The sequence below is a fragment of the Acinetobacter sp. B51(2017) genome (genome assembly GCF_003711395.1).
In the GTDB taxonomy this organism is placed as follows: Bacteria; Pseudomonadota; Gammaproteobacteria; order Pseudomonadales; family Moraxellaceae; genus Acinetobacter.
Genome location: NZ_PJRJ01000021.1, coordinates 1 through 23,896, shown reverse-complemented (window position 1 = coordinate 23,896; position 23,896 = coordinate 1). Strand labels below are relative to the sequence as shown.

Genomic DNA, 23,896 nt, shown 5'->3' with positions numbered 1-23,896 from the left:
GTTTAGCATAGCATTTATTTAAGCCATGCCACATTGAAATTGATTAATCTTCATCGTCAAAGTCATCATCATCGTCGATGTCGTAATCAAATTCTTTAAGTTCACGTTCTAAACGACGTTGCGCGAGTAATTCATCGATGAGGCGGCGTTTTTCCAACGACTCTTTAGCACTCAGCTTAGTTGAGGCCTCTTCAAAACTAACATCATCATCACCGTAGCTATCATCTAGTTCAAAATCTGTCGAAGACACTAAAACTACCTCTAATGAAAAAATGTAATGGGTCTAGGCGCTATTTATCTGCCTTTTTTTATATTGTCAAGTTTTATTATACAACCTAATTTAAATTTACCATTTTACACTTGTTTTTAGGCTATTTTTTTGTGTATTTTTTGCACACAGAATGCATCCGTGCTAAACATGCTAATATACATATAGATTTACAGTCATACAGCATTTTAAGCTTGTAATTTAAACAAGCATCCCCATATTGTACTGTAACTATATATTTATAAATCATGCCTGAGCGATCAATTCAAAAACTATTTTTGAGAATTGTGCTATCATGCACGGTTTTTTACTGCCACAGATTCAATGAAGAGTAAGCAAAGATGAGCGATATGACTTCCCCTACTTCTCAAGTAGCGGCGCTGATTAGCCGAGGCAAAGAGCAAGGTTACTTAACGTACGCTGAGGTTAACGATCATCTCCCAGACTCAATCACGGAAAGTGAACAGATTGAAGACATTATTCAAATGCTTCAAGACGTCGGTATTCCAGTGCATGAACGTGCGCCTGAATCTGATGACACCATGTTCGATTCGAACAATGCTGATGCAGCCGATGAAGTGGCTGAAGAAGAAGCGGCTGCGGTACTCGCCTCGGTAGAAAATGAGCCCGGCCGTACCACTGACCCTGTACGTATGTATATGCGTGAAATGGGTACAGTTGAGCTTTTAACGCGTGAAGGCGAGATCAGCATTGCCAAACGTATTGAAGAAGGGATTCGCGACGTTCTCAATTCAATTGCTTATTGGCCAAATGCAGTTGAAGTTGTACTCCAAGAATATAATGACTATGTTGCAGGCGAACGTCGTCTTGCTGACATTTTATCTGGTTATTTAGACCCAGAAACTGATGAAGATATTCCTGAAGTTTTAGAAGACGATGCGGACTTAGACGATGATGAAGAAACATCTACGACTAAGCCAACCAAAGATGTCAAACTTGACGATGATGACGAAGAAGAAGAATCTGAAAGCGATGATGATTCTGAAGCCGATTCAGGTCCTGATCCTGAGATTGCTAAAGCACGTTTTGCTGAGTTGTCTGACGCGTGGAAAAACACCAAGAGCGTGATTGAAAAACATGGTCGTAACAGCGCTGAAGCTAATGAAGCTTTAGAAGCACTTGCAACTGTGTTTATGATGTTTAAATTTACCCCGCGTCTTTTTGATTTAATTTCAGAAATGATTCGTGGTACGCATGATTCAATCCGTGCCTCTGAACGTGAAGTGATGCGTTATGCGATCCGCCGTGGTCGTATGGACCGTACTCAGTTCCGTACCTCTTTCCCAGGTCAAGAGTCAAACTTTGCATGGTTAGATGAGCAAATTGCCAAAGCCAGCCCAGATCAAAAAGGCTATCTTGAAAAAGTTCGCCCTGATATTTTAGCGTTCCAACAAAAGATTGCGGATATCGAAAAAGAACTGGGCTTAAGCGTTAAAGACATCAAAGACATTTCCAAACGTATGGCGGTTGGCGAAGCCAAAGCGCGCCGTGCCAAAAAAGAAATGGTCGAAGCCAACTTACGTTTGGTGATTTCGATTGCCAAGAAATATACCAACCGTGGTCTTCAATTCTTGGATTTAATTCAAGAAGGTAACATCGGCTTGATGAAAGCGGTAGATAAGTTTGAATACCGCCGTGGTTATAAGTTCTCAACTTATGCAACATGGTGGATTCGTCAGGCAATTACCCGCTCGATTGCTGACCAAGCGCGTACTATCCGTATTCCAGTGCATATGATCGAAACCATTAACAAAATTAACCGTGTTTCGCGTCAATTGTTACAAGAAATGGGTCGTGAACCAACACCTGAAGAACTCGGTGAACGTTTAGAAATGGACGAAGTGAAAGTACGTAAAGTACTGAAAATCGCCAAAGAGCCGATTTCGATGGAAACCCCAATTGGTGATGATGAAGATTCACATTTAGGTGACTTCATTGAAGACAGCAACATTACTTCTCCAATTGATGCGGCAACGTCTGAAGGCTTAAAAGAAGCAACTCGTGAAGTGTTAGAAAACTTAACTGAACGTGAAGCGAAAGTCTTAAAAATGCGTTTTGGTATTGATATGCCAACTGACCATACATTAGAAGAAGTGGGTAAACAGTTTGACGTGACGCGTGAACGTATCCGTCAGATTGAAGCGAAAGCATTACGTAAATTACGTCATCCTTCACGCTCAGAACATCTGCGTTCATTCCTTGAGAATGACTAATCTATCGCTAAGACAATACGCTCTTGAATATGGGGCAAACTGCCCCATAATATGAGTATTAGCGCATACATCAAAATACCTGCTTAGTGCAGGTATTTTTAATCTAGAGGTATCCCATGATTGACATGACCAATCGTACTCCATCACGCGAACTGCAAGAAGATCTATGGGTCTTCCCTATGGACTATCCAATTAAATTGATTGGTCTTGCAGGTGCCGAGTTACACGTAGCTGTAACTGAGATTTTCGTAAAACATTTTCCAGATTTTGATGGCAGCAGCATGACCATAACGCCTTCACGCACAGGTAAGTATCATTCTCTAACTGCCCAGCTGCGTTTTGAAGAGCTAGAACAAGTACATGCGGTCTATGCAGACCTTGCAGCTTGCCCACTGATTAAAACAGCGCTATAACCCCTAAAGAACACGCCTACGGGCGTGTTCTTTTATGCGCTTTTCTACCCTCACCTTTTTAAGTCAATTCGTCTTATAATCAGCAACACTTGTTAGCTGTATAGGACACACGCTGTGACAGATGTTGCTGCCAAACCTGTTTTAATTATTCGTCATTATCGTGAGTTAACCCCTTACCAAGATCGCTTTTTAGAAATGAAAAGCTTGACCGAACAACGTGATGCAAACACGCCCGATGAACTGTGGATCTTACAGCATCATGATGTATTGACGCAGGGTCAGGCGGGTAAGCCTGAGCATGTGTTAATGCCTAGCCATATTCCTTTGGTGCAAAGTGACCGTGGTGGTCAAGTGACTTGGCATGGCCCTGGTCAATTGGTGGCGTATTTTATGTTTGACTTAAACCGTTTGGGTTGGAATGTGCGCACTTTAGTGACCTACGCAGAAAACTTGATGATTGAACTGCTCAATCAATATGGGATTCAAGCCTATGCCAAACCAGATGCACCAGGGGTTTATGTTTCCGAGCGTAAAATTGGTTCACTGGGTTTTAAAATTCGTAAAGGGCGTAGTTATCACGGCTTAGCGTTAAATATTGACTGCGACTTATTTGGTTTTCATACCATTAATCCTTGTGGTTATGCAGGCTTAGAAATGGTACGAGTCATGGACTTGGTGCCAAACTATCCACGTTTTGACGACTTATGCCTGGATATGATTGCAAGTTTACGCGCCAGCGGTTACTTTAGTGACATTCAAGTGATTGAAGCCTAAATTAAAAAAATCGGAGGCTTCGGCCTCCAACTAAAAAATATATCTTTATAAAAAAGGATTCACCTGTGATTGCAGCAAGCGCCGTCAAACCGGCATTACAGCAGATCTACGTTAAATTGATGATGGATGTCATTGGCCGTGGTCTGGTTATGGCCAGCCAAGTCGATCAAGAAATTCAGTCTGAGATAAGCAAATTTCCATCAGGTTTTGTCCTGTCAATGAGTGTCTTTCCACAAGGTCCGGCTTTTGTTGCCCGCGTAACCCAAAGCACTGAGCTTGAGCTATTAACAGATTATGCCGCAAAGCCTGATTTGACCATTCAATTTAAACATTTAAGCCATGCCTTTTTAGTGTTTTCTTTTCAAGAAAGTACAGCGCAAGCCTTTGCGAATGATCGTATGGTGGCAGATGGTGATTTAAGCTATGCAATTCGTTTGGTGCGTTGTTTAAATAAAATGGAAGCACTGATTTTGCCTAAATTACTGGCGGAACTGGCCGTTAAGCAATACCCACAATCGTTATCTTTAAAACAAAAACTTTCTGGTGCCGCGCATATTTACTTAAAAGTTGCGCAATCTTATTTAAAACGGAGTAAAACACATGGCTAAACCTTATTATGAATTTTTCTGTCCAGTAAAAGTCATTGCGGGTCATGCAGCCCTTGAACATATTCCGTTTGAACTCGCCACTTTAGGTGCCAAACGTGTGCTCATCATCACCGATAAAGGCGTACGTGGCAATAAATTATTGGCTCCAATTGAAGCTGCATTTGCCAGCACAGACACGGTAATTGCAGCTATTTTTGACGATGTACCCCCAGATTCAAGCTTAGACACTGTGCGTCAAGCCGCCAAACTCTACCGTGAACAACACTGTGATGCTATTATTGCTGTTGGTGGCGGTTCGGTCATTGACACCTCAAAAGCCACCAATATTTTAGTTTCTGAGGGCGGTGATGACTTACTCAAATACTCAGGCGCTCATAACCTACCAAAAGCGTTAAAACCATTTTTTGTGATTCCAACCACCTCTGGTACAGGTTCAGAAGTGACCATGGTGGCGGTGGTTTCGGATCTCGAAAAAAATGTCAAAATGGCCTTTGCTTCGTATTATCTAATGCCACATGCTGCGATTTTAGATCCACGTATGACCAAGACCTTGCCAGCGCATTTAACCGCCATGACCGCTATGGATGCCATGACCCATGCCATTGAAGCGTATACAGGTTTGGCAGCCAATCCGATCTCGGATGCCTATGCCACTGCAGCGATTAAAAAAGTCAGCGAAAACTTATTTAAAGTCTTAGATGACCCTGAAGATCAGCATGCCCGTTTAGAATTGGCACAGGCCTCCACAATGGCTGGCATTGCCTTTTCTAACTCTATGGTGGCTTTAGTGCACTCATTAGGGCATGCGCTGGGTGCAGTGGCACACTTACCACATGGGCTGTGCATGAACTTGTTCTTGCCTTACGTACTTGAATACAACAAAGAGGTCAATGCTGACAAAATCGCTGAGTTATTGCTGCCTTTAGCAGGCGCTGAAATTTATGCGCAAACCCCAGCGCATTTACGCGCTGACAAAACCATTAGTAGCATTATGACCATGCGTGACCGCCTGTATAGCTTGACTAAATTGCCACGTACCCTACGTGAAACGCATAAAGTGAGTGAGGCACAGCTCGATGAAATTGCCGAAAAAGCCTTAAATGATGGCTCTATCATTTATAATCCTAAAGAAGCCAGCTTAAAAGATTTAAAACAGATCTTAGAAAAAGCTTGGTAATTTGTGCGTTTTAAGCCAATATAACCTCAAATAGGCCTGATGCTTTTTTAAGCATCAGGCTTTTATTATGAATACATGCTAAGTGATCAACATGGCACATTTTCTGCTAATAGCAAAGAAAGTTGCTGACAAGTGCGGACATTTCAAGTAGATTGGCGCACTTTTATTTTATCTCTGGGGGGATCGTTCGTCTCAAACGATCCTTATACACAATGACTGATCCTTGATCAACGATTAAGAGGATAACGCCGTTGACTAATGTTTCTGGGACTCAATCGGCAGCGAAACTGCAAAAAACGCTAGGACTCTGGCACATCATTATTATTGGTTTGGCCTACATCCAACCCATGACTTTGTTTGATACCTTTGGTTTGGTATCCGAAGAAAGTAACTTTCATGTTCCGACCTCGTATATTTTTGCCTTAGTGGCAATTTTATTAACCTCTCTAAGTTATGGGCATATGATCCGTCGTTACCCATCATCGGGTTCGGCTTATACCTATGCACAAAAATCAATTCACCCCAATGTTGGCTTTATGGTGGGCTGGTCGTCTTGGCTAGATTACCTGTTGTCGCCAATGGTGAATATCATCTTGGCAGTGATCTATTTAGAGGCGCTGTTCCCATCGGTCAATCATTGGGTGTGGGTCGTGGTCCTCACTGCATTTATGACGGGGATCAACTTACGCGGTGCGCGTTTTGTGGCCAACTTTAACAGCTTAATTGTCTTTGTACAGTTGATTGTCATTGCGGTATTTACCTATTTGGTCTACAGCAAATTACAAGCTGGCTTTAATGCAGATGGCCCAATTGCAGCAGATGCACGTTATCAACTATGGAGCCTTGAACCATTTTGGAACGAGCTGACCTCTGTTGGTGCATTGATTACCGGTGCAACCTTACTGTGTTTCTCATTTACAGGCTTTGACTCTCTCAGCTCCCTAGCAGAAGAAACCAAAGACACGGAAAAAACGCTCCCTAAAGCCATTTTCTTAACTGCACTGTTTGCAGGTGTGATCTTTATTGTCAGCACCTACTTTATGCAAATTTACTTCCCAAATACACCGGGTAGTTATTTTGAAAATATTGCGGAAACACAACCAGAAATTCTGCTATTGGTTGGTGGTTCGCTATTCCAAGCCTATGTTCTTGGTTTTGCGATTATTACCGTGATGGCATCAGGTATTTCAGCACATGCAGGTGTGTCACGTTTAATGTATGTGATGGGTCGTGATGGTGTCATTAACAAAAAAATCTTTGGTCATATTAGCCCGAAAAACTTCACTCCTTCATACAACATCTTAATTGTAGGTGCGGTGGCGTTAACGGCTGGCTTTATGGACTTAGACATGGTGATTTCACTGATTAGTTTTGGTGCTTTGACCGCCTTTACTTTCGTGAACTTATCAGTCATTTCACGCTATGCTTTACGTGATGGTCGAACCAAGAATTTCAAAGACATTGTGAATTTTGTCCTTGTCCCTTTATTCGGTTTTATCAGCGTATTTGCACTATGGCTTGAAATTGAAGAAGACTCTTTAAAATATGGTCTATGGTGGGCCATGATTGGTATTTTATACTTAGGTTATAAAACCAAAGGCTTTAAACAGCCAGCCCCTCAACATAACGAATTTGATGATCGTTAATTGAGACCCATAAAAAAGGCGCTTCAAGCGCCTTTTTTTATGCCTTAACGTAAGCGACAGTTAAAGCCCAATTGGGTATCTACAAGATTATTTTTAAAGCCTAAACTTTGGATAAACTGGTTACGATCTTCTAATAACTGCTGTGCATCTGCAGTCAAACGCGCCTTGTTGTCATATGCCAGTCGATAAGTATCATTGACCACACTTTGGTAAATGCCACACACCTCTTGGCGTTTAGCTTTTTTAAGCTGACGCCCGTGCCAAGTCCGCTCAAAATCATTTGGGCTTAAGCTTTTGCCCCATGTTTCAATACGCTGCTGCATTTTAAGCTGCATATCTTGCAAGGCTTGTTTAATTTCTGCTTGGCTAAAGGGTTGTATCGCACTGGTCTCTAAATCGAGCGCTACTGGCGCACTACTGCTCAGTTCTGAAGCCTGTGCAATGCTTAAATTTGTCATGAGCCCTAAACCGCATGCCAATGAAATCAAAAATTTTACACTATAATTTTTTTTCAAGATTGCTACTCTGTTGTTATCACTCGGTTGTGGTTATACCCAAAATTGCCCTCGTTAAACAGTCTTAAGCTAAAAAAACCACCCGAAGGTGGTATTTTTTATAGTGCTTTAAAGCCTTGCTGACGCCATGCTTCATAGACAATCACGGCCGTGGCATTAGACAGGTTTAAGCTGCGTGAGTTTTCGGCCATTGGCAAACGAATCCACTGCTGCTCTGGGAACATCATACGCACGTTTTCTGGTAAACCACGCGTTTCAGGGCCCATTAACAACGCCACAGGACGGTTTAAATTCGAAGTATGCGGTGTTTCAAAACCTTTGGTGGTCAGTGGATACACCGCATCTAAACCAATACCTTGACGGGCCAAATCCGCTAAACATGCTTCGATATTGTCCCAAATTTGCATATTGGCATATTCGTGATAATCCAAACCAGCACGCTTAAGCTTTTTGTCATCTAACTCAAAGCCAAGTGGTTTTACTAAATGCAGCTGTGCGCCTGTATTGGCACATAAACGAATGATATTGCCTGTGTTTGCAGGAATTTCAGGTTCGTATAACACAACATGAATCACGGGGTTTTCTACCTATTTCACGAGCAAGACCTTAGCCTTGCCACTGTAATTGTTCACGTAAACGCACCACTTCACCAATAATGGTTAAAGTTGGCGCTTGAATATGATGTTCACTGACTTGACTAGCGATATCCGCTAAAGTGCCCACCACCACCTTTTGCTCAGGTGTCGTACCTTTAGAAACTAATGCCACTGGCATATCTGCACGTTGACCATGTTCTATCAAACGCTGACAGATTTTCTCTAAGCCAACCAAGCCCATATACAGCACTAAAGTTTGGTTTTCATAGACCAACTCTTGCCATGGCAGCTCAGGTGAACCTTCTTTTAAATGTCCCGTTAAAAAACGAACACTTTGCGCATAATCACGATGAGTCAGCGGAATACCTGCATAAGCTGAACAGCCCGAAGCTGCCGTAATACCCGGCACCACCTGAAACGGTACGCCCGCCGCAAATAGCTCTTCGATTTCTTCGCCACCACGACCAAAGATAAATGGATCACCACCTTTTAAGCGGCACACGCGTTTACCTTGCTTGGCATAGTTAACCAATAACGCATTAATGCCCTCTTGCGGTACGGCATGATTCGAGCGCGCTTTACCCACATAGATTTTTTCGGCATCACGGCGGCATAAGTCCATAATTGGCTCAGACACCAAACGGTCGTAAATCACCACATCGGCTTGTTGCATTAAACGCAATGCTTTTAACGTCAGTAGTTCAGGATCACCCGGCCCTGCGCCCACCAAATACACTTCGCCTTTTGGCGTTTTCCACTCGCTTAAGGCTAGCTCAATAAGACGCTCCGCTTCAGCCAAATTGTCATTAAACACCTGTTCTTTGAATGGACTTGCATATAAGTCTTCCCAAAAAATACGGCGCTCATCTGGATTGACAATTTTCGCTTTGACGGTACTTCGCCATTTGCCCGAAAATGCAGCCAATTTACCCATACCATGAGGAATTGTGCTTTCTAACTGCGTACGAATTTGGCGTGACAACACTGGTGACGTACCATTGCTGGCCACAGAAATCACCAAGGGTGAGCGGTCAATCATCGCAGGTACCATAAAGCGGCAGTGCGGCGGATCATCTACACTATTGACTAAAATATTCTGCGCTTCACAGGTTTCAAATACTGCTTGATTGACCTGTGCTTGATCGGTTGCAGCAATGACTAAACGATAATGTTTAAGTGGAAAATCTGTAGAAAAAGCTGCAGCCACATATTGCCCTTGGCTGGTCTGAACCAGTTTAAGCAAATTGGCGTCGATTTCAGGGGCAAGTACATCAACAATTGCACCTGCTTTGGCAAGGAGTAGTGCTTTGCGATACGCGATGTGTCCACCACCCACAAGAAGACAAGGTTGCTGCTGCAACTTTAAAGAGATGGGAAAGATTTCCACGGTTGACCTCTATAGATTGGTCTTAGACTGTTTAAAGCAATTGCGATGCCATAGCAGCACCGCAATTGTCATATCTCAAAATTTAGTCAATAAATTCTAAGCCGCCCATATATGGACGTAATACTGCTGGAATTTCAATTGAACCATCGGCACGTTGATAGTTTTCCATCACCGCCAATAAGGTACGCCCTACAGCTAAACCTGAACCATTTAGGGTATGTACAAATTCTGTTTTCTTTTGGTCGGCACGGTAACGCGCTTTCATACGACGTGCTTGGAAGTCACCCATGCATGAACATGAAGAAATTTCACGGTAGGTATTTTGGCTTGGTACCCACACTTCTAAATCGTAAGTTTTGATTGCACCAAAGCCCATATCACCACCACACAGCACCACTTTACGGTACGGTAAGCCAAGTGCTTGTAAGATGCCTTCTGCATGACCGGTTAATTCTTCTAATGCTTCCATTGAAGTTTCAGGTTTAACGATTTGCACCATCTCAACTTTGTCAAATTGGTGCTGACGGATTAAACCACGCGTGTCACGACCGTAAGAACCTGCTTCACTACGGAAACATGGCGTATGTGCTGCATATTTGAGAGGTAAACGTTCAGGATCGATGATCTCGTCACGGACAAAGTTAGTCACAGGAACTTCAGCGGTTGGAATTAAATAGAATTCTTTTTCGCCTTGTAATTTGAATAAGTCTTCTTCAAATTTAGGTAACTGACCTGTACCACGTAATGAATCTGCATTCACTAGATACGGCACATAGGCTTCGGTATAACCATTTTTAAGCGTGTGCGTATCTAACATAAACTGGGTTAAAGCACGTTGCAGACGCGCTAATGGACCTTTTAAAACGCTAAAGCGTGAACCTGTCAATTTGGTTGCCGTTTCAAATTCTAAACCGCCCATCCACTCGCCAAGGTCAGTATGATCTTTAATTTCAAAATCAAATTGACGTGGTGTGCCCCATTTTAATACTTCCACATTGTCGTTTTCGTCACGACCTTCGGGTACAGATTCATGCGGTAAGTTTGGAATCGTCAGTGATTTTGCTTCAAGTTCAGCTTGCAGTTCGGCAAGTGCGACTTCTGCTGCTTTGATTTCATCGCCAATCGCCGACATACGTGCCATAATTTCTGAGGCATCGCCGCCTGCTTTTTTAATTTGACCGACTTGTTTGGCACCCGCGTTACGCTCTGCTTGTAGACTTTCTGTTTTGGATTGAATGTCTTTACGGCGTGCTTCTAAGTCTGCCCATTCTGCAGCATCAAGCTGTACACCACGTTTTGCCAAGGCTAAATTTACAGCCTCAATATTATTTCTGAGTAATTTCGGGTCGATCATAGCCAATCTTTTTGAAGAAAAAAACTGGCTATAGTGTAAGCTGTTCAAAGCAAAAAATACAGTAATCGCCCTTGCTTGCTGTGTCTTATTACAGCAATTACCCTATTTTTGCGCTTTGGCGTAATTTGGCAAACTTGGTAAGTATTCTGGCTTTAAGATTTTCGCCAACAAGGTATAGGACACCGTCAGTTCAGTCATTCCATCGACATAGCTGCCCAGCTCATAAACTGGATACACCAAGGTCAGACCTTTGGCAGAAAAATAAAAGTTGTCGCTGAGTTTGAGTTGCTCAAGCTCAATATTACGCTGCTTTAACCAAGCATAGTTTTTGTCATATAACAATTTTAACAAAGCAACTTCTTGGCCTTTGATGACAATATCTTGCAGACTTAACCGCTTTTCTAAGGTTAAATCAAAATTGACATATTCGTGATGCGACATACTTTGCGGCAATTGCCCGCCATAGCTATAGCTTTGTATCGCAAACATGGCGATATTGTTACGCTGGCCAATATAATGCACAAATTGATTGTTCTGTTCTAAAACGACTTTTTCACTCTCAACATCAGGCACCACCACATCGGTACTGCTTGCAAAAGCGTCTGGCTCTAATTCTGCCAACCGCGTTAAGAAATAATCATCAATCCACGGTAAATTGGTTTGTACACTTTGCATGTCATATAAGGTACAGCCTTTTTCGGTGCACACTTCGTTACGTGCTAATTTCACTTCCATGGCTTGGCTGTCTAGTAACACCACTTTTGGCTGAGGTGTTTGCGGCTCACTGGAACGCGGTGCATGTTGTGGTTGGCAAGCTATAAGTCCAAATGTTAAAGCCAATACGATCCACACGGCAGACTGTTGCATGACACCTTTTACCTCAAGCCAAAATGAAGCCACACTATAGCGCTACCAAAAAATTCTGCATGTTAAAAATTTAACAAAAAGTATGTTTTTTAAACAAATAAAAAGCAGCCCTTAGGCTGCTTGAGTGGCGGTATGTATTATTGGTCAATAATATCTGTGCCTTTAGGCGGGGTAAAGTTAAAAGTCGATGCTGGAATCTTGGCATTCACTTTGGTATTGCTAAAACGTACATGCGTGGTTTGACCTAATGAGTCTTCTAGAATCATTAGAGTAGGTGCATTTTTGGCACCAAAGCTAATGGTTAAACTCTGAAATGCACCCTCTTTATTTTTTGGGTACAAAGTGTAATAAGTTTTGGTTTTGTCGGGCTGTGAAATACGGTATGCCTGCTGAATTTGTGCCGTATTACCAGATAACAATAGAGCTGGAGTATTGGCGACCTGTTCATCTAAGTTTTGACGTACTGCTTGTTGTAAATCTGGATCATAAATCCATACCGTACGTCCAGTACTCACAATAGTTTGTTTGACAGGGCTATTAATCTGCCAATGGAATTTACCCGGACGCTGCACATGCATCACCCCTTTAAAACTTTGGTTCATATGCTGTGCAGTTAAAGCTTTATTGTTTTTAGCTTTAGATGTAGCTTTGGTGGTCTGTTCAAAATTTGCTGTTAGGCTTTGAATACCACTCAGTTGCTTGACTAAGTTTTGAGTTGCAACTTGCTCTGTTGCAGGCGCGGCATAGGTACTTGTGACCATCAGCGGTGTCAGGCTTGCTGCACCGATTGCCATTGCACTAAGTGTTTTACCTAACATATTCATGTGATCACCTAAGTTATGAGTTATTGATTGAATTTATGTTAAACCAAATCGAAGCGCAAATATGGGAGAAAATTGGCAGTTTTGTTGTTTTATTTCAAATAAATGTAGAATTTTATCCATCATTATGAAGCTCAGACTTTATCAAGCCCATAAAAAAACCCGCAACAAGTGCGGGCTTTTTTCTATTAAAACTTACGCTTCAACAGATACGTAGCGACGGCCAAATTGACCTTTCACTTCGAATTTTACTACGCCATCAGCAGTAGCAAATAAAGTATGGTCACGGCCCATACCTACGTTTACACCAGCGTGGAACTCAGTACCACGTTGACGAACGATGATGTTACCAGCTGTAACTGATTGACCACCGTAGATTTTTACGCCTAACATTTTAGGATTCGAGTCGCGACCGTTTTTAGTCGAACCACCGGCTTTTTTAGATGCCATCTCTATATTCTCCTAGAATTAGCCTGCGATCGCAGTAATTTTCAACTCAGTAAACCATTGACGGTGACCTTGTTGTTTACGATAGTGCTTACGACGACGCATTTTGATGATGCGGATTTTGTCGTGGCGACCGTGGCTAACTACTTCAGCAGTTACAGTAGCGCCAGCTACAACTGGAGCACCGATTTGAATGCTTTCGCCGTTAACAAGCATTAATACGTCATCAAACGTAATAGATGCGCCAACTTCAGCTTTCAATAATTCAACTTTAAGGGTTTCACCCTCAACAACACGGTGTTGTTTACCACCGGTTTGGATTACTGCGTACATAGTGTACTCCAAAATACCCGTGTGTTCGTGCCAATACAACAACATATTGAACTTCAAACGAACGCCACTGGGGGTTATACGAAGCGAGGAATTTTAAGTGATTCTCGGCTAAACAACAAGCCATTTTACATAAAATATTGTCGGTAGAAAAAAGCAGCAAATATTAAAATTACTGTTAATATTTGACCTGTATGACTAATTTTGTGTAACTTTTAAAAAATGCACTCGATATTTGATACTAAGGCTGAAGCTACTAGGCTTAGTCCTAGCATCAAACTGGGTTTTAATTGCACAAAAAGCCTACTTTTCGCAAATTGCTAAAAACAACAAGGCATTTGGATATGCCTAAGCTTGCGATAAATTGTTACACTCTCTTTGCAATTTTACTTTTATAGAGGTTTGTCTTTCATGGCCATCGACTTTAAGCAAGATATTCTCGCTCCTGTTGCTCAAGACTTTGCTGCGATGGACACATTTATCAATGAAGGCATTACCTCCAAAGTCGCCTTAGTGATGGCTGTAAGCAAGCATGTTGTGGAAGCTGGCGGCAAACGTATGCGCCCAATTATGTGTTTATTAGCTGCAAAAGCGTGCGGCGTGACCGATTTAGAGGCACATCGTCGTTTGGCTGCCATTATCGAAATGCTACATACCGCCACTTTAGTCCATGATGATGTGGTCGATGAGTCAGGCTTGCGTCGTGGTCGTCCAACTGCCAATGCCACTTGGAACAACCCTACCGCTGTTTTAGTCGGTGATTTTTTAATTTCTCGCGCTTTTGACTTATTGGTTGACTTAGACGATTTAAAATTACTCAAAAACTTTTCCACAGGTACCTGTGAAATTGCCGAAGGCGAAGTGTTACAGTTACAGTCACAGCATCAACCTGACACCAGCGAACAAACTTATCTCGCCATTATTCATGGCAAAACCTCACGCCTATTTGAAATGGCAACAGAAGGTGCAGCCATTTTAGCCAAAAAGCCTGAGTTTGCTTTGCCACTGAAAAAATTTGCGGGTCACTTTGGTAATGCCTTTCAAATTATTGACGATATTTTAGATTACACCTCAGATGCCGAAACTTTAGGTAAAAACATTGGTGATGATTTAATGGAAGGTAAACCCACATTGCCACTGATTGCCGCGCTCAAAAATACCCAAGGCGACGAGCACGATATTATTCGTAAAAGCATTGCCACAGGCGGCACAGAACATTTAGAACAAGTGATTGCGATTGTGCAGCAATCTGGTGCTTTAGACTATTGCCGTAAACGTGCCACCGAAGAAACCGAAGCTGCCATTGCCGCTTTACTCGAATTACCTGAATCTGAATCACGCCAAGCCTTAATGAACCTTGCGCATTTAGCCTTACATCGTATTCAATAAGTTGCGTATGCAAATAAAATTTAACGACCTTCTACTTCAAATGCAGCAGCAGCTCGAATCAAGAGCGCCGCTGCATGATCAAACCCTTGTGCAACTGGTCGAGCGTTTACGACCAAGTGACCCGCAGCTACAACAAGAAATTCATGATAATTTACAAGCTTTGATCGAATGTTTAATTCGAGTGCCTTATGCCGTCAGCACCCTACAAAGCTTTATCTTAAGGCTGATTAGCCAATACAAACAAAGTAGTTTGTACGCCGATACTGGTATTTTGTCGCAAGATGGCTTTTGGAATCAGCTATTTAAACGTTTAGGCGCGCATTTTTTACCTTTAATTCCAGATGAAAGCCAACTGCAACAATTACTACGCCGTGTATTTAATCAACGTAGCGACAAAGATTGGCTAGAAAACATTAGCGATCAAGATTGGCAACAACTGTTTATTTTACTGTCACAAGGTCACAGTAACCAAAACCATAAATTGCAAATCAAAAGCGAGCTGATTAAAGCCATTACCGTGTTGTCTTATCGGATTAGTGGGATTGGTTTATATCCTGAATTTATTAATGCCTATCCTGAACTGACTGAATACGAGTCACCTTTTTTAGTTCAAAACCGCGAAATTATTGACTTTATACGAAATTACAAAGAATTACATCGCAATAGCGAGCACATGATGGTGGTCGCACCACCTGATGCAGCGCAAGCCTTAGTTATGATTGAGCAATGTCATGACGTGGTACAAAAAATTCGGCGTTCAACTAAACGTATTGGTGTAAGCGTTAGTCTGACCTATCTGTTGACTTTGCTTGAGCAATGTTTAGAGCGGTTGGAACTGCTGCTGAATTTAATGATTCAAGAAGACAATAGCCGCTTTAACATTCTCAAAGAATTGTTAATTGATGTTACTGCTACCAGTTATGATGAACTCAGTGTCCGCTCCCTGTTGACCACCAACAGTGAATTGATTGCCTTACAAGTGACCGAAAATGCCAGTAAAACTGGTGAGCATTATGTCAGTAGTGACAAAAAAGGCTTTTTTGGTATGTATAAGTCCGCAGCAGGTGCGGGATTAATTATTGCCGTTATGGCCACCTTCAAAACTTTAATGGCACGCGTGTCTATGGCGCCCCTCATGCAAGCTTTTGCTTATAGCATGAATTATGCGCTTGGTTTTATGCTGATTCATGTGCTGCATTTTACCGTTGCCACCAAACAGCCCGCCATGACTGCCGCTGCCCTTGCCTCTACCGTACAACGCGGCAAAGGCTCAAAAATGGCGCAACTGGCGGAGGTCGCTGCCTTAATTGTTAATATTATCCGCACTCAATTTATTGCGATTTTGGGTAATATCTCGATTGCTATTCCAACTGCTGCATGTATTGCTTTTTTCTGGGATGCAGCGCTGCATGAACCCTTAATGACCCATGCCAAAGCTGCAAAAACGCTGCATGATTTAAATCCATTTACCTCATTAGCAGTGCCACATGCCGCTATCGCTGGCGTGTGTCTGTTTTTCTCGGGTTTATTGGCCGGTTATTTTGACAACATGGCAGTCTATCGCAAAATAGGCCCGCGCCTAAAAGCCCATCAACGCTTAACACAATGGTTAGGCACAGAGCGTTTGCAGCGTTTTGCTGACTATATCGAACGTAACTTTGGAGCGTTAGCGGGTAATTTCTTATTTGGTATTATGCTCGGTAGTATGGGCACCATTGGCTTTTTATTAGGTCTTCCGCTGGATATCCGTCATATTGCCTTTGCCTCAGCCAACTTTATTCAAGGTCTCATGAATATTAACCAACCTGATGTGGGTTTAGTGATTGTGTCCTTCTTAGGGGTATTACTGATTGGTTTAACCAACCTTTTTGTCAGTTTTACTTTAACGATTATTGTGGCACTACGCGCTCGTCGGGTACGCTTTGAACAGTGGCAACCTTTGGCGAAGCTGGTATTAACTCACTTTTTAACGCGGCCAAGCGACTTTTTTTGGCCACCAAAGCAAGCTATTGCTATAGAACAAGAATTGCAGAAAAAATCAGGTACCTCATAATTTCTATACAGAAAAATTAAATGAAAACCTATAAATTTGCATAATTTACACACGCTTGAAAAGAAGTGTACTGACAAGTACACTTTAACACTAAGGATTAACCGCGCTGTAATCGGTTGTCATATATAGGGGTCATTGATGCCTTATCGCCTGCTGCTCTTAGGTTGTTTGTTGTTATTTTTCAGTATATTGATTCTAAATATCACCGCGTTAAATCACCTCGATTTAGCTGCAGTGCTGTATTTAAGTCAGCAACGTAATGAAACGCTCAATCAACTCTCAAGCAGTTTATCCTTGCTTGGCGGCATGCCTTTTGTATTATTTTTCACCACACTATGGTGTTTTGCCTTAGCTTGGTATAAAAAATATTCAAAAATACTTTTGATTAGTCTAGGACTCATTGGAAGTATCGCCTGTGCTTGGCTACTTAAATATTGGATTGCCAGACCACGCCCACCTGAAATCTATCATCTTGTAGAAAGCTACGGATCATCGTTTCCAAGTGCGCACAGTTTCTATGCAGCAACACTTGCTGCTTTAGTGATTTTGGTTAGTCAACAGCATCGTTTACATCGCCTGTTGGCTGTAATGGCATGGCTTTGGCTGTTAGGCATGGGCATATCGCGAGTATATTTAGGCGTCCATTACCCTTCTGATGTGATCTCCGGTTGGGGCATTAGTTTTATATGGATCAGCTTGCTGTATTTGCTTGGCAAATCTCAGTGTCATCCTAAAAACAAATTTTAAATAAACATCTTAATTGAGGTGGAATAATGATGTCTGCAAAGCTTTGGGCACCTGCCCTGACTGCTTGCGCATTAGCAACAAGTCTGGTGCTTGTTGGTTGTAGCAAAGACCAAGACCAACCGGCAGCTGCTCAGCAGCAAATGCCGCCAACGGAAGTTGGTGTTTTGGTGGCTCAGCCACAAAGTGTCGAGCAATCAGTAGAACTTTCTGGTCGTACCACAGCCTTTGAAGTGTCTGAAGTACGTCCTCAAACCAATGGCGTGATCTTAAAACGTCTGTTCGCTGAAGGCAGCTATGTGCGTGAAGGCCAAGCCCTATATGAAATTGACTCACGTACCAATCGTGCCAATTTGGATAGCGTACGTGCCAATTTAGCTCGTCAACAAGCCAACTTAAACGTGCTACGCGTTAAAGAAGGTCGTTATCGTCAATTGGTCAATTCGAATGCTGTTTCTAAACAAGAATATGATGATGCGCTAGCGCAAGTAAAACTTGCCGAAGCAGATTTGGCTGCCACTCAAGCGGAACTACGTAATGCAGAAATTAACTTAGGTTATTCTATTGTACGTGCACCAATTTCAGGTCAGTCAAATCGCTCAACCGTGACTGCGGGTGCTTTAGTCACCGCTAATCAAGCTGAGCCTTTAGTGACCATTCAACGTCTTGACCCGATTTATGTTGATATCAACCAATCAAGTGCCGAGCTATTGCGTTTACGTCAGCGTCTATCTCAAGGTAGCTTAAATAGCTCAAACAACACCACGGTGAAGTTAAAGCTTGAAGATGGTAGCTACTATCCTGTGGAAGGTCGTTTGGCATTTTCTGATGCGAGCGTCAACCCTGATACAGGTACAGTGACCTTGCGTGCTGTGTTCCCAAATCCAAACTATTTATTGCTGCCTGGTATGTTTGCCACTGCAAAAATTGTACAGGGTGAAGTGCCAAATGCTTACCTAATTCCACAAGCGGCCATTAGCCGTACCCCAACGGGTCAAGCCATGGCGATGTTGGTTGATGCCAACGGTAAAGTTGCAGCGCGTCCAGTAACAACCAGTGGTACACAAGGTACCGATTGGATTGTGACCGAAGGTTTAAACCCAGGTGATAAAGTGATCGTTGATGGTGTTGCTAAAGTGAAACCTGAACAGCAGGTCGTTGCTAAACCGTATCAACCTAAAGCGGCAGTGCCTCAAGCTCAAACCCCAAGTGCGGATCAACAGCCTGCCAGCGAAGCAAAATCAGCACCTGAACAAAAAGCGCAAGCTTAAGAGGTAAGGATGGCTCAATTTTTTATTCATCGCCCAATCTTTGCTTGGGTGATCGCATTGGTGATTATGCTGGCGGGTGTACTCACCTTAAGCAAAATGCCCATTGCGCAGTACCCAACCATCGCACCACCGACAGTGACGATTTCTGCGACTTATCCTGGTGCTTCTGCTGATACAGTAGAAAATACCGTGACGCAGCTGATCGAGCAACAAATGAATGGTCTCGATGGTCTACGCTATATTTCTTCCAACAGTGCGGGTAATGGTCAAGCATCGATTACCTTAAACTTTGAACAAGGCATTGATCCCGACATTGCACAGGTTCAAGTCCAGAACAAACTGCAATCGGCAACTGCTTTATTACCAGAAGATGTACAACGTCAAGGTGTACGTGTCACCAAGTCAGGTGCCAGCTTCTTACAAGTATTAAGCTTCTACTCACCAGATGGTTCACTGACTGGTAACGACATTAAAGACTATGTTAACTCCAACATCTCTGAACCATTAAGTCGTGTGGCAGGTGTAGGTGAGGTACAAGTCTTTGGTGGCTCATACGCGATGCGTATTTGGTTAGATCCGGCTAAAATGGCCAGTCTACAAGTGACGCCAAGTGATGTATCTGCTGCGATTCGTACCCAAAACGCGCAAGTTGCCGTGGGTCAATTAGGTGGTGCACCTGCAATTGAAGGTACGGTTTTAAACGCGACCGTCACCGCGCAAAGCTTACTGCAAACGCCTGAACAGTTTGCCAACATCTTCTTAAAAAATACCTCTAACGGTGCGCAAGTCCGTTTAGGTGATGTGGCAAAAGTTGAACTCGGTGCAGACAACTATCAGTTTGATTCTAAATATAATGGTCAACCATCGGGCGGTGTCGCCATTAAACTTGCCACCGGTGCCAATGCCTTAGACACTGCGCAAGCGGTTGAAGCCCGTTTAAAAGAATTACGTCCTAACTATCCTGCGGGCTTAAAAGACGAACTGGCTTTTGATACCACACCTTTTATTGAACTCTCGATTAAAAGTGTAGTCAAAACCCTAATCGAAGCGATTATCCTAGTTTTCATCGTGATGTTCTTGTTCTTACAGAACTGGCGCGCCACGATTATTCCAACCATGGCAGTGCCTGTGGTGGTACTGGGAACTTTCGCAGTCATCAACATGTTTGGCTTCTCGATTAACACCTTAACCATGTTTGCGATGGTGCTGGCGATTGGTCTTCTGGTCGATGATGCCATTGTCGTGGTGGAAAACGTGGAACGCGTTATGGTCGAGGAACATCTAGATCCTGTGACCGCAACAGAAATCTCGATGAAGCAAATCTCAGGCGCTTTAATCGGGATTACCTCTGTATTGTCTGCGGTATTCGTACCGATGGCATTCTTTGGTGGTACGACAGGGGTCATTTATCGTCAGTTCTCGATTACCCTTGTGACCGCAATGGTGTTATCACTGATTGTTGCGCTAACCTTTACTCCAGCACTATGTGCCACCATTTTAAAACAGCACGATCCAAACAAAGTCCCAAGCAACAATATCTTTGCTCGCTTCTTCCGTTGGTTTAATACTAGCTTTGACAAAATGTCAGAGAAATACCAAGGCGGTGTTAACCGCATGACCCACAACAAGATTTTCTCTGGCGTGATCTATGCGGTGGTGTTGGTTGGTATTGTGTTCTTATTCCAAAAACTGCCGTCTTCGTTCTTACCCGATGAAGACCAAGGTGTGGTGATGACACTGGTACAACTGCCACCAAACGCAAGTTTGGAACGTACTGGTGAAACTATGGATGCCATGACAGGCTTCTTCTTGGAGAATGAAAAAGACCACGTTGAATCTGTGTTTAGTGTGGCAGGTTTCTCCTTTGCCGGTGTGGGTCAAAACGCAGGTATGGCGTTTATTAAACTCAAAGACTGGTCAGAACGTACCACACCTGAATCGCAAGTGGGTGCAATTATTGGCCGTGGGATGGCACTTAATATGATCGTGAAAGACGCGACTTATATTATGCCTTTACAGCTGCCTGCTATGCCAGAACTGGGTACTAGCTCAGGCTTTAACTTACAGCTTAAAGATGCTGCTGGTAATGGTCATGCTAAATTAATCGAAGCACGTAACATGATCCTAGGCATGGCCGCACAAGACTCACGTCTTGCAGGGGTACGTCCAAACGGTCAAGAAGATACACCTCAGTACAAAGTGATTGTTGACCATGCACAAGCTGGTGCTATGGGCGTCAGCATTGCTGAAATTAACAGCACCATGGGTATCGCTTGGGGTGGTTCATACGTCAACGACTTTATCGACCGTGGTCGTGTTAAGAAAGTCTATGTCCAAGGTCAATCTGATTCACGCATGATGCCAGAAGACTTAGATAAGTGGTATGTACGAAATAACAAAGGCGAGATGATTCCATTCTCAGCATTTGCAACAGGCGAATGGACCTATGGTTCACCACGTCTAGAACGTTATAACGGCTTATCATCAGTCAACATTCAAGGTACACCAGCACCAGGCGTCAGCTCAGGTGATGCGATGCTGGCCATGGAAGAAATCGTGGCCAAGCTACCACAAATGGGCGCAACTGGTTATGACTTTGAATGGACAGGTTTATCACTCGAAGAACGTGAGTCAGGCGATCAAGCACCCTTCTTATATGCACTATCGTTACTCATTGTATTCTTATGTTTAGCGGCCTTATATGAAAGTTGGTCAATTCCATTTTCAGTCTTGTTGGTGGTGCCATTAGGGATTATTGGTGCATTAGGCTTAACCTTTGGCGGTATGCTGTTATTCCAAAATCCAAACCTGTCTAACAACATTTACTTCCAAGTCGCGATTATTGCCGTGATTGGTTTGTCGGCAAAAAATGCGATCTTAATTGTAGAGTTTGCCAAAGAGTTGCAAGAAAAAGGCGAAGAGCTATTTGATGCAACTTTACATGCAGCCAAAATGCGTTTACGTCCAATTATTATGACCACTTTAGCTTTTGGTTTTGGTGTACTGCCACTTGCCCTTTCTTCTGGCGCGGGTGCGGGTAGTCAACACTCGGTTGGCTATGGTGTATTAGGTGGTGTAATTAGTTCAACATTACTGGGCATTTTCTTTATTCCTGTGTTTTATGTATGGATTCGTAGCATCTTTAAATACAAACCAAAGCCACCACGTACGGAGAATATGTCCTAATGCAAACCCTATGGTCTAAAACTGGCCGTGGTCTTGCACTTTCTGCGCTTACGCTTGCTTTGACAGCCTGTCAAAGCATGCGTGGCCCAGAACCTCAAGTGCAAGCGACCACTTTACCTGTGGCTTATGTTGCGCCTGCAACAGGTCCTTCAGTGGCAGAGCAAGGCTATAAAGATTTCTTTGCCGATCAACGTTTGGCACAAGTGATTGACCTTGCCTTAACCAATAACCGTGACTTACGTATTGCTGCACTCAATATTCAACGTGCGCAGCAAACTTACCAAATCACCGAAAATAACCAATTACCAAGTATTGGGGTCAGCGGTAGCGTATTACGTCAAGATACGGTCAATAGCAAACCTATGACCAGCTATAATGTAGGTCTAGGGGTAACTGCCTATGAGCTTGATTTTTGGGGTCGAGTACGTAGCTTAAAGGACAATGCTTTAGACACTTACCTTGCTACTGCAAGTGCGCGTGATGCCACGCAAATTGCCTTAGTGGGTCAAGTCGCGCAAGCATGGCTGAGCTATTCCTTTGCCTCTGCCAATTTAAACTTGGCTGAGCAAACTTTAAAAGCGCAGCAAGAAGCCTACAACTTAAATAGAAAACGTTTTGAGGTGGGGATTGATAGCGAAGTTCCAGTACGTCAAGCGCAAATTTCAGTAGAAACTGCAAAGAGTGATGTGGCCAACTACAAAACCCAAATCACCCAAGCGCAAAACCTACTGAACTTATTGGTGGGTGAACAAGTCCCAAGCACGTTACTGCCTAAACAACGTATTACCCGTATTACTGGCAATAACAGCATTCGCCCTGGCTTGCCAAGTGATTTACTTAACAATCGTCCAGATATTCGTGCGGCAGAGTATCGTTTATCTGCGGCAGGTGCCAACATTGGCGCCGCCAAAGCACTTATGTTCCCAACGATTAGTTTGACAGGTTCTGCAGGGTTAGGTTCGCGTGAACTCACTGATTTATTCAAATCAGGTTCCTTTGTTTGGTCTTTAGGCCCAAGCCTTGATATTCCGCTTTGGGATTGGGGCACACGCAAAGCCAATATCCAAATTTCAGAAACTGACCAGCAAATTGCAGTGTCAGACTATGAAAAAGCCATTCAAAATGCCTTCCGTGAAGTCAATGATGCCTTGGCGGTACGTCAAAATATTGGTGATCGTTTAACAGCACAGCGCCGTTTGGTTGAAGCGACGAATAAAACGTATGAGCTGTCGCAAGCGCGTTTCCGTGCCGGCATTGATGGTTATTTAACCGTACTTGATGCACAGCGTACCAACTACAGTGCCCAGCAAGGTTTATTACTGCTCGAACAAGCCAACTTAAACAACCAAGTTGAATTGTATAAAGCATTAGGTGGTGGTTTAAAAACCTACGCCAGCGATACAGTGGTGAATCCTGCTTCCTCAGCTGAACAAGCAGAACTGCGTAACAACCCATAATTTAAGCCATTCAAAAAGCTCACCTTGTGTGGGCTTTTTTATTGCTTTTTGAGTACTTTTTTCCTATGGTCAAGGCATAGCACAAGGGAAAAAATAGATGTTATTAAGTAATTTAGAAAGTATGCCGGGCTATCGTAAGCATCCGCTGAACCCCATACCTATTTTTTAATTTTGGTCGGGTTGCCACCGGTGTGGCAGTAATTCTTCAATTTGGGTCACTTTGTGTGTCGGCAGCCTTTTCAGCACATCACTTAAATAGGCATACGGATCCAGCCCATTGAGCTTTGCTGACTGGATTAAAGTCATGATATTGGCAGCTCGTTGGCCACTGCGCAGCGAACCTGCAAATAGCCAGTTCT

Annotated in this window: 22 protein-coding genes; 12 read left to right on the top strand and 10 right to left on the bottom strand. The window is 43.1% G+C overall.

The features are described from left to right. Window positions 1-43: 43 nt before the first annotated feature. Entirely contained in the window at window positions 44-250 is a 207-nt protein-coding gene (locus CYK47_RS10690; RefSeq protein WP_122901603.1) for a PA3496 family putative envelope integrity protein, read from the bottom strand. A 359-nt stretch (window positions 251-609) separates the two neighbouring features. On the opposite strand from CYK47_RS10690, the gene rpoD reads away from it, so the two are divergent. The 6 genes from rpoD to CYK47_RS10660 all read left to right on the top strand — a co-directional run bounded on the left by rpoD (window position 610) and on the right by CYK47_RS10660 (window position 7,120). Beyond that, complete coding sequence (rpoD, locus tag CYK47_RS10685) at window positions 610-2,502, top strand: RNA polymerase sigma factor RpoD (RefSeq protein WP_122901601.1); 1,893 nt, start codon at window positions 610-612, stop codon at window positions 2,500-2,502. A 125-nt stretch (window positions 2,503-2,627) separates the two neighbouring features. Then, the gene (locus CYK47_RS10680) at window positions 2,628-2,915 is read left to right on the top strand and encodes a YbeD family protein (RefSeq protein ID WP_122901647.1); all 288 of its coding nucleotides are present in this window, start codon (window positions 2,628-2,630) and stop codon (window positions 2,913-2,915) included. Window positions 2,916-3,029: 114 nt separating this feature from the next. Beyond that, window positions 3,030-3,689, top strand: coding sequence for a lipoyl(octanoyl) transferase LipB (gene lipB / locus CYK47_RS10675; protein WP_122901599.1), 660 nt, complete (start codon window positions 3,030-3,032; stop codon window positions 3,687-3,689). 65 nt (window positions 3,690-3,754) lie between these two features. Next, entirely contained in the window at window positions 3,755-4,297 is a 543-nt protein-coding gene (locus CYK47_RS10670) for a hypothetical protein (RefSeq protein WP_122901597.1), read from the top strand. After that, window positions 4,290-5,474 (top strand): iron-containing alcohol dehydrogenase, encoded by a 1,185-nt coding sequence (locus CYK47_RS10665; protein WP_122901595.1) that lies wholly within the window; start codon window positions 4,290-4,292, stop codon window positions 5,472-5,474. The genes CYK47_RS10670 and CYK47_RS10665 overlap by 8 nt, the downstream gene beginning before the upstream one ends. Window positions 5,475-5,725: 251 nt before the next feature. Beyond that, a complete protein-coding gene (locus CYK47_RS10660; protein WP_122901593.1) occupies window positions 5,726-7,120 on the top strand; it encodes an APC family permease in 1,395 nt (464 codons plus the stop codon). A gap of 44 nt (window positions 7,121-7,164) precedes the next feature. On the opposite strand, the gene CYK47_RS10655 is transcribed toward CYK47_RS10660, so the two are convergent. The 8 genes from CYK47_RS10655 to rplU form a co-directional block, all read right to left on the bottom strand. Then, window positions 7,165-7,578 carry a hypothetical protein gene (locus CYK47_RS10655; protein ID WP_228722433.1) on the bottom strand — a complete coding sequence of 138 codons (414 nt, stop codon included), beginning with the start codon at window positions 7,576-7,578 and terminating at the stop codon, window positions 7,165-7,167. Between the two features lie 155 nt (window positions 7,579-7,733). Further along, window positions 7,734-8,210 carry a tRNA (cytidine(34)-2'-O)-methyltransferase gene (locus tag CYK47_RS10650; RefSeq protein WP_122901591.1) on the bottom strand — a complete coding sequence of 159 codons (477 nt, stop codon included), beginning with the start codon at window positions 8,208-8,210 and terminating at the stop codon, window positions 7,734-7,736. A 31-nt stretch (window positions 8,211-8,241) separates the two neighbouring features. After that, window positions 8,242-9,618 carry a siroheme synthase CysG gene (gene cysG / locus CYK47_RS10645; RefSeq protein WP_122901589.1) on the bottom strand — a complete coding sequence of 459 codons (1,377 nt, stop codon included), beginning with the start codon at window positions 9,616-9,618 and terminating at the stop codon, window positions 8,242-8,244. A gap of 82 nt (window positions 9,619-9,700) precedes the next feature. Next, entirely contained in the window at window positions 9,701-10,972 is a 1,272-nt protein-coding gene (serS, locus tag CYK47_RS10640) for a serine--tRNA ligase (protein ID WP_122901587.1), read from the bottom strand. Window positions 10,973-11,074: 102 nt separating this feature from the next. Next, window positions 11,075-11,839: an RsiV family protein gene (locus CYK47_RS10635; RefSeq protein WP_164709187.1), complete on the bottom strand. Its 765-nt coding sequence runs from the start codon at window positions 11,837-11,839 to the stop codon at window positions 11,075-11,077. Window positions 11,840-11,976: 137 nt separating this feature from the next. Continuing rightward, window positions 11,977-12,663, bottom strand: a complete 687-nt coding sequence (gene lolA / locus CYK47_RS10630) for an outer membrane lipoprotein periplasmic chaperone LolA (RefSeq protein WP_122901583.1) — start codon at window positions 12,661-12,663, stop codon at window positions 11,977-11,979. Window positions 12,664-12,855: 192 nt separating this feature from the next. Next, a complete protein-coding gene (gene rpmA / locus CYK47_RS10625) occupies window positions 12,856-13,110 on the bottom strand; it encodes a 50S ribosomal protein L27 (RefSeq protein WP_122901581.1) in 255 nt (84 codons plus the stop codon). 18 nt (window positions 13,111-13,128) lie between these two features. After that, a complete protein-coding gene (gene rplU / locus CYK47_RS10620) occupies window positions 13,129-13,440 on the bottom strand; it encodes a 50S ribosomal protein L21 (protein ID WP_122901579.1) in 312 nt (103 codons plus the stop codon). 408 nt (window positions 13,441-13,848) lie between these two features. Between rplU and sdsA the strand changes: the two genes are divergently transcribed. The 6 genes from sdsA (at window position 13,849) to adeK (ending at window position 23,537) form a co-directional block, all read left to right on the top strand. Then, window positions 13,849-14,826: an All-trans-nonaprenyl-diphosphate synthase gene (gene sdsA / locus CYK47_RS10615; protein ID WP_122901577.1), complete on the top strand. Its 978-nt coding sequence runs from the start codon at window positions 13,849-13,851 to the stop codon at window positions 14,824-14,826. 7 nt (window positions 14,827-14,833) lie between these two features. After that, entirely contained in the window at window positions 14,834-16,879 is a 2,046-nt protein-coding gene (locus CYK47_RS10610; protein ID WP_122901575.1) for a site-specific recombinase, read from the top strand. A 138-nt stretch (window positions 16,880-17,017) separates the two neighbouring features. After that, window positions 17,018-17,626 (top strand): phosphatase PAP2 family protein, encoded by a 609-nt coding sequence (locus CYK47_RS10605; protein ID WP_122901573.1) that lies wholly within the window; start codon window positions 17,018-17,020, stop codon window positions 17,624-17,626. Between the two features lie 26 nt (window positions 17,627-17,652). Continuing rightward, the gene (locus CYK47_RS10600; protein WP_122901571.1) at window positions 17,653-18,894 is read left to right on the top strand and encodes an efflux RND transporter periplasmic adaptor subunit; all 1,242 of its coding nucleotides are present in this window, start codon (window positions 17,653-17,655) and stop codon (window positions 18,892-18,894) included. Between the two features lie 9 nt (window positions 18,895-18,903). Then, window positions 18,904-22,080 carry an efflux RND transporter permease subunit gene (locus CYK47_RS10595; protein ID WP_122901569.1) on the top strand — a complete coding sequence of 1,059 codons (3,177 nt, stop codon included), beginning with the start codon at window positions 18,904-18,906 and terminating at the stop codon, window positions 22,078-22,080. Continuing rightward, on the top strand, window positions 22,080-23,537 hold the full coding sequence (gene adeK / locus CYK47_RS10590; RefSeq protein ID WP_122901567.1) for a multidrug efflux RND transporter AdeIJK outer membrane channel subunit AdeK: 1,458 nt from the start codon (window positions 22,080-22,082) through the stop codon (window positions 23,535-23,537). Before CYK47_RS10595 ends, adeK begins: the two co-directional genes overlap by 1 nt. A 165-nt stretch (window positions 23,538-23,702) precedes the next feature. Here adeK and CYK47_RS10585 read toward each other — a convergent pair. Further along, window positions 23,703-23,896, bottom strand: a 194-nt coding sequence (locus CYK47_RS10585; RefSeq protein WP_164709117.1) for a transposase domain-containing protein, incomplete at its 5' end; no start/stop codon positions are given.

What these genes read in the sequence shown, in the direction of transcription:
- rpoD (WP_122901601.1), top strand. Translation starts at nt 610, where the DNA reads ATGAGCGATATGACTTCCCCTACTTCTCAAGTAGCGGCGCTGATTAGC.
- CYK47_RS10680 (WP_122901647.1), top strand. Translation starts at nt 2,628, where the DNA reads ATGACCAATCGTACTCCATCACGCGAACTGCAAGAAGATCTATGGGTC.
- CYK47_RS10665 (WP_122901595.1), top strand. Translation starts at nt 4,290, where the DNA reads ATGGCTAAACCTTATTATGAATTTTTCTGTCCAGTAAAAGTCATTGCG.
- CYK47_RS10655 (WP_228722433.1), bottom strand. Translation starts at nt 7,578, where the DNA reads ATGACAAATTTAAGCATTGCACAGGCTTCAGAACTGAGCAGTAGTGCG.
- serS (WP_122901587.1), bottom strand. Translation starts at nt 10,972, where the DNA reads ATGATCGACCCGAAATTACTCAGAAATAATATTGAGGCTGTAAATTTA.
- CYK47_RS10635 (WP_164709187.1), bottom strand. Translation starts at nt 11,839, where the DNA reads ATGCAACAGTCTGCCGTGTGGATCGTATTGGCTTTAACATTTGGACTT.
- lolA (WP_122901583.1), bottom strand. Translation starts at nt 12,663, where the DNA reads ATGAATATGTTAGGTAAAACACTTAGTGCAATGGCAATCGGTGCAGCA.
- rpmA (WP_122901581.1), bottom strand. Translation starts at nt 13,110, where the DNA reads ATGGCATCTAAAAAAGCCGGTGGTTCGACTAAAAACGGTCGCGACTCG.
- rplU (WP_122901579.1), bottom strand. Translation starts at nt 13,440, where the DNA reads ATGTACGCAGTAATCCAAACCGGTGGTAAACAACACCGTGTTGTTGAG.
- sdsA (WP_122901577.1), top strand. Translation starts at nt 13,849, where the DNA reads ATGGCCATCGACTTTAAGCAAGATATTCTCGCTCCTGTTGCTCAAGAC.
- CYK47_RS10610 (WP_122901575.1), top strand. Translation starts at nt 14,834, where the DNA reads ATGCAAATAAAATTTAACGACCTTCTACTTCAAATGCAGCAGCAGCTC.
- CYK47_RS10605 (WP_122901573.1), top strand. Translation starts at nt 17,018, where the DNA reads ATGCCTTATCGCCTGCTGCTCTTAGGTTGTTTGTTGTTATTTTTCAGT.
- CYK47_RS10600 (WP_122901571.1), top strand. Translation starts at nt 17,653, where the DNA reads ATGATGTCTGCAAAGCTTTGGGCACCTGCCCTGACTGCTTGCGCATTA.
- CYK47_RS10595 (WP_122901569.1), top strand. Translation starts at nt 18,904, where the DNA reads ATGGCTCAATTTTTTATTCATCGCCCAATCTTTGCTTGGGTGATCGCA.
- adeK (WP_122901567.1), top strand. Translation starts at nt 22,080, where the DNA reads ATGCAAACCCTATGGTCTAAAACTGGCCGTGGTCTTGCACTTTCTGCG.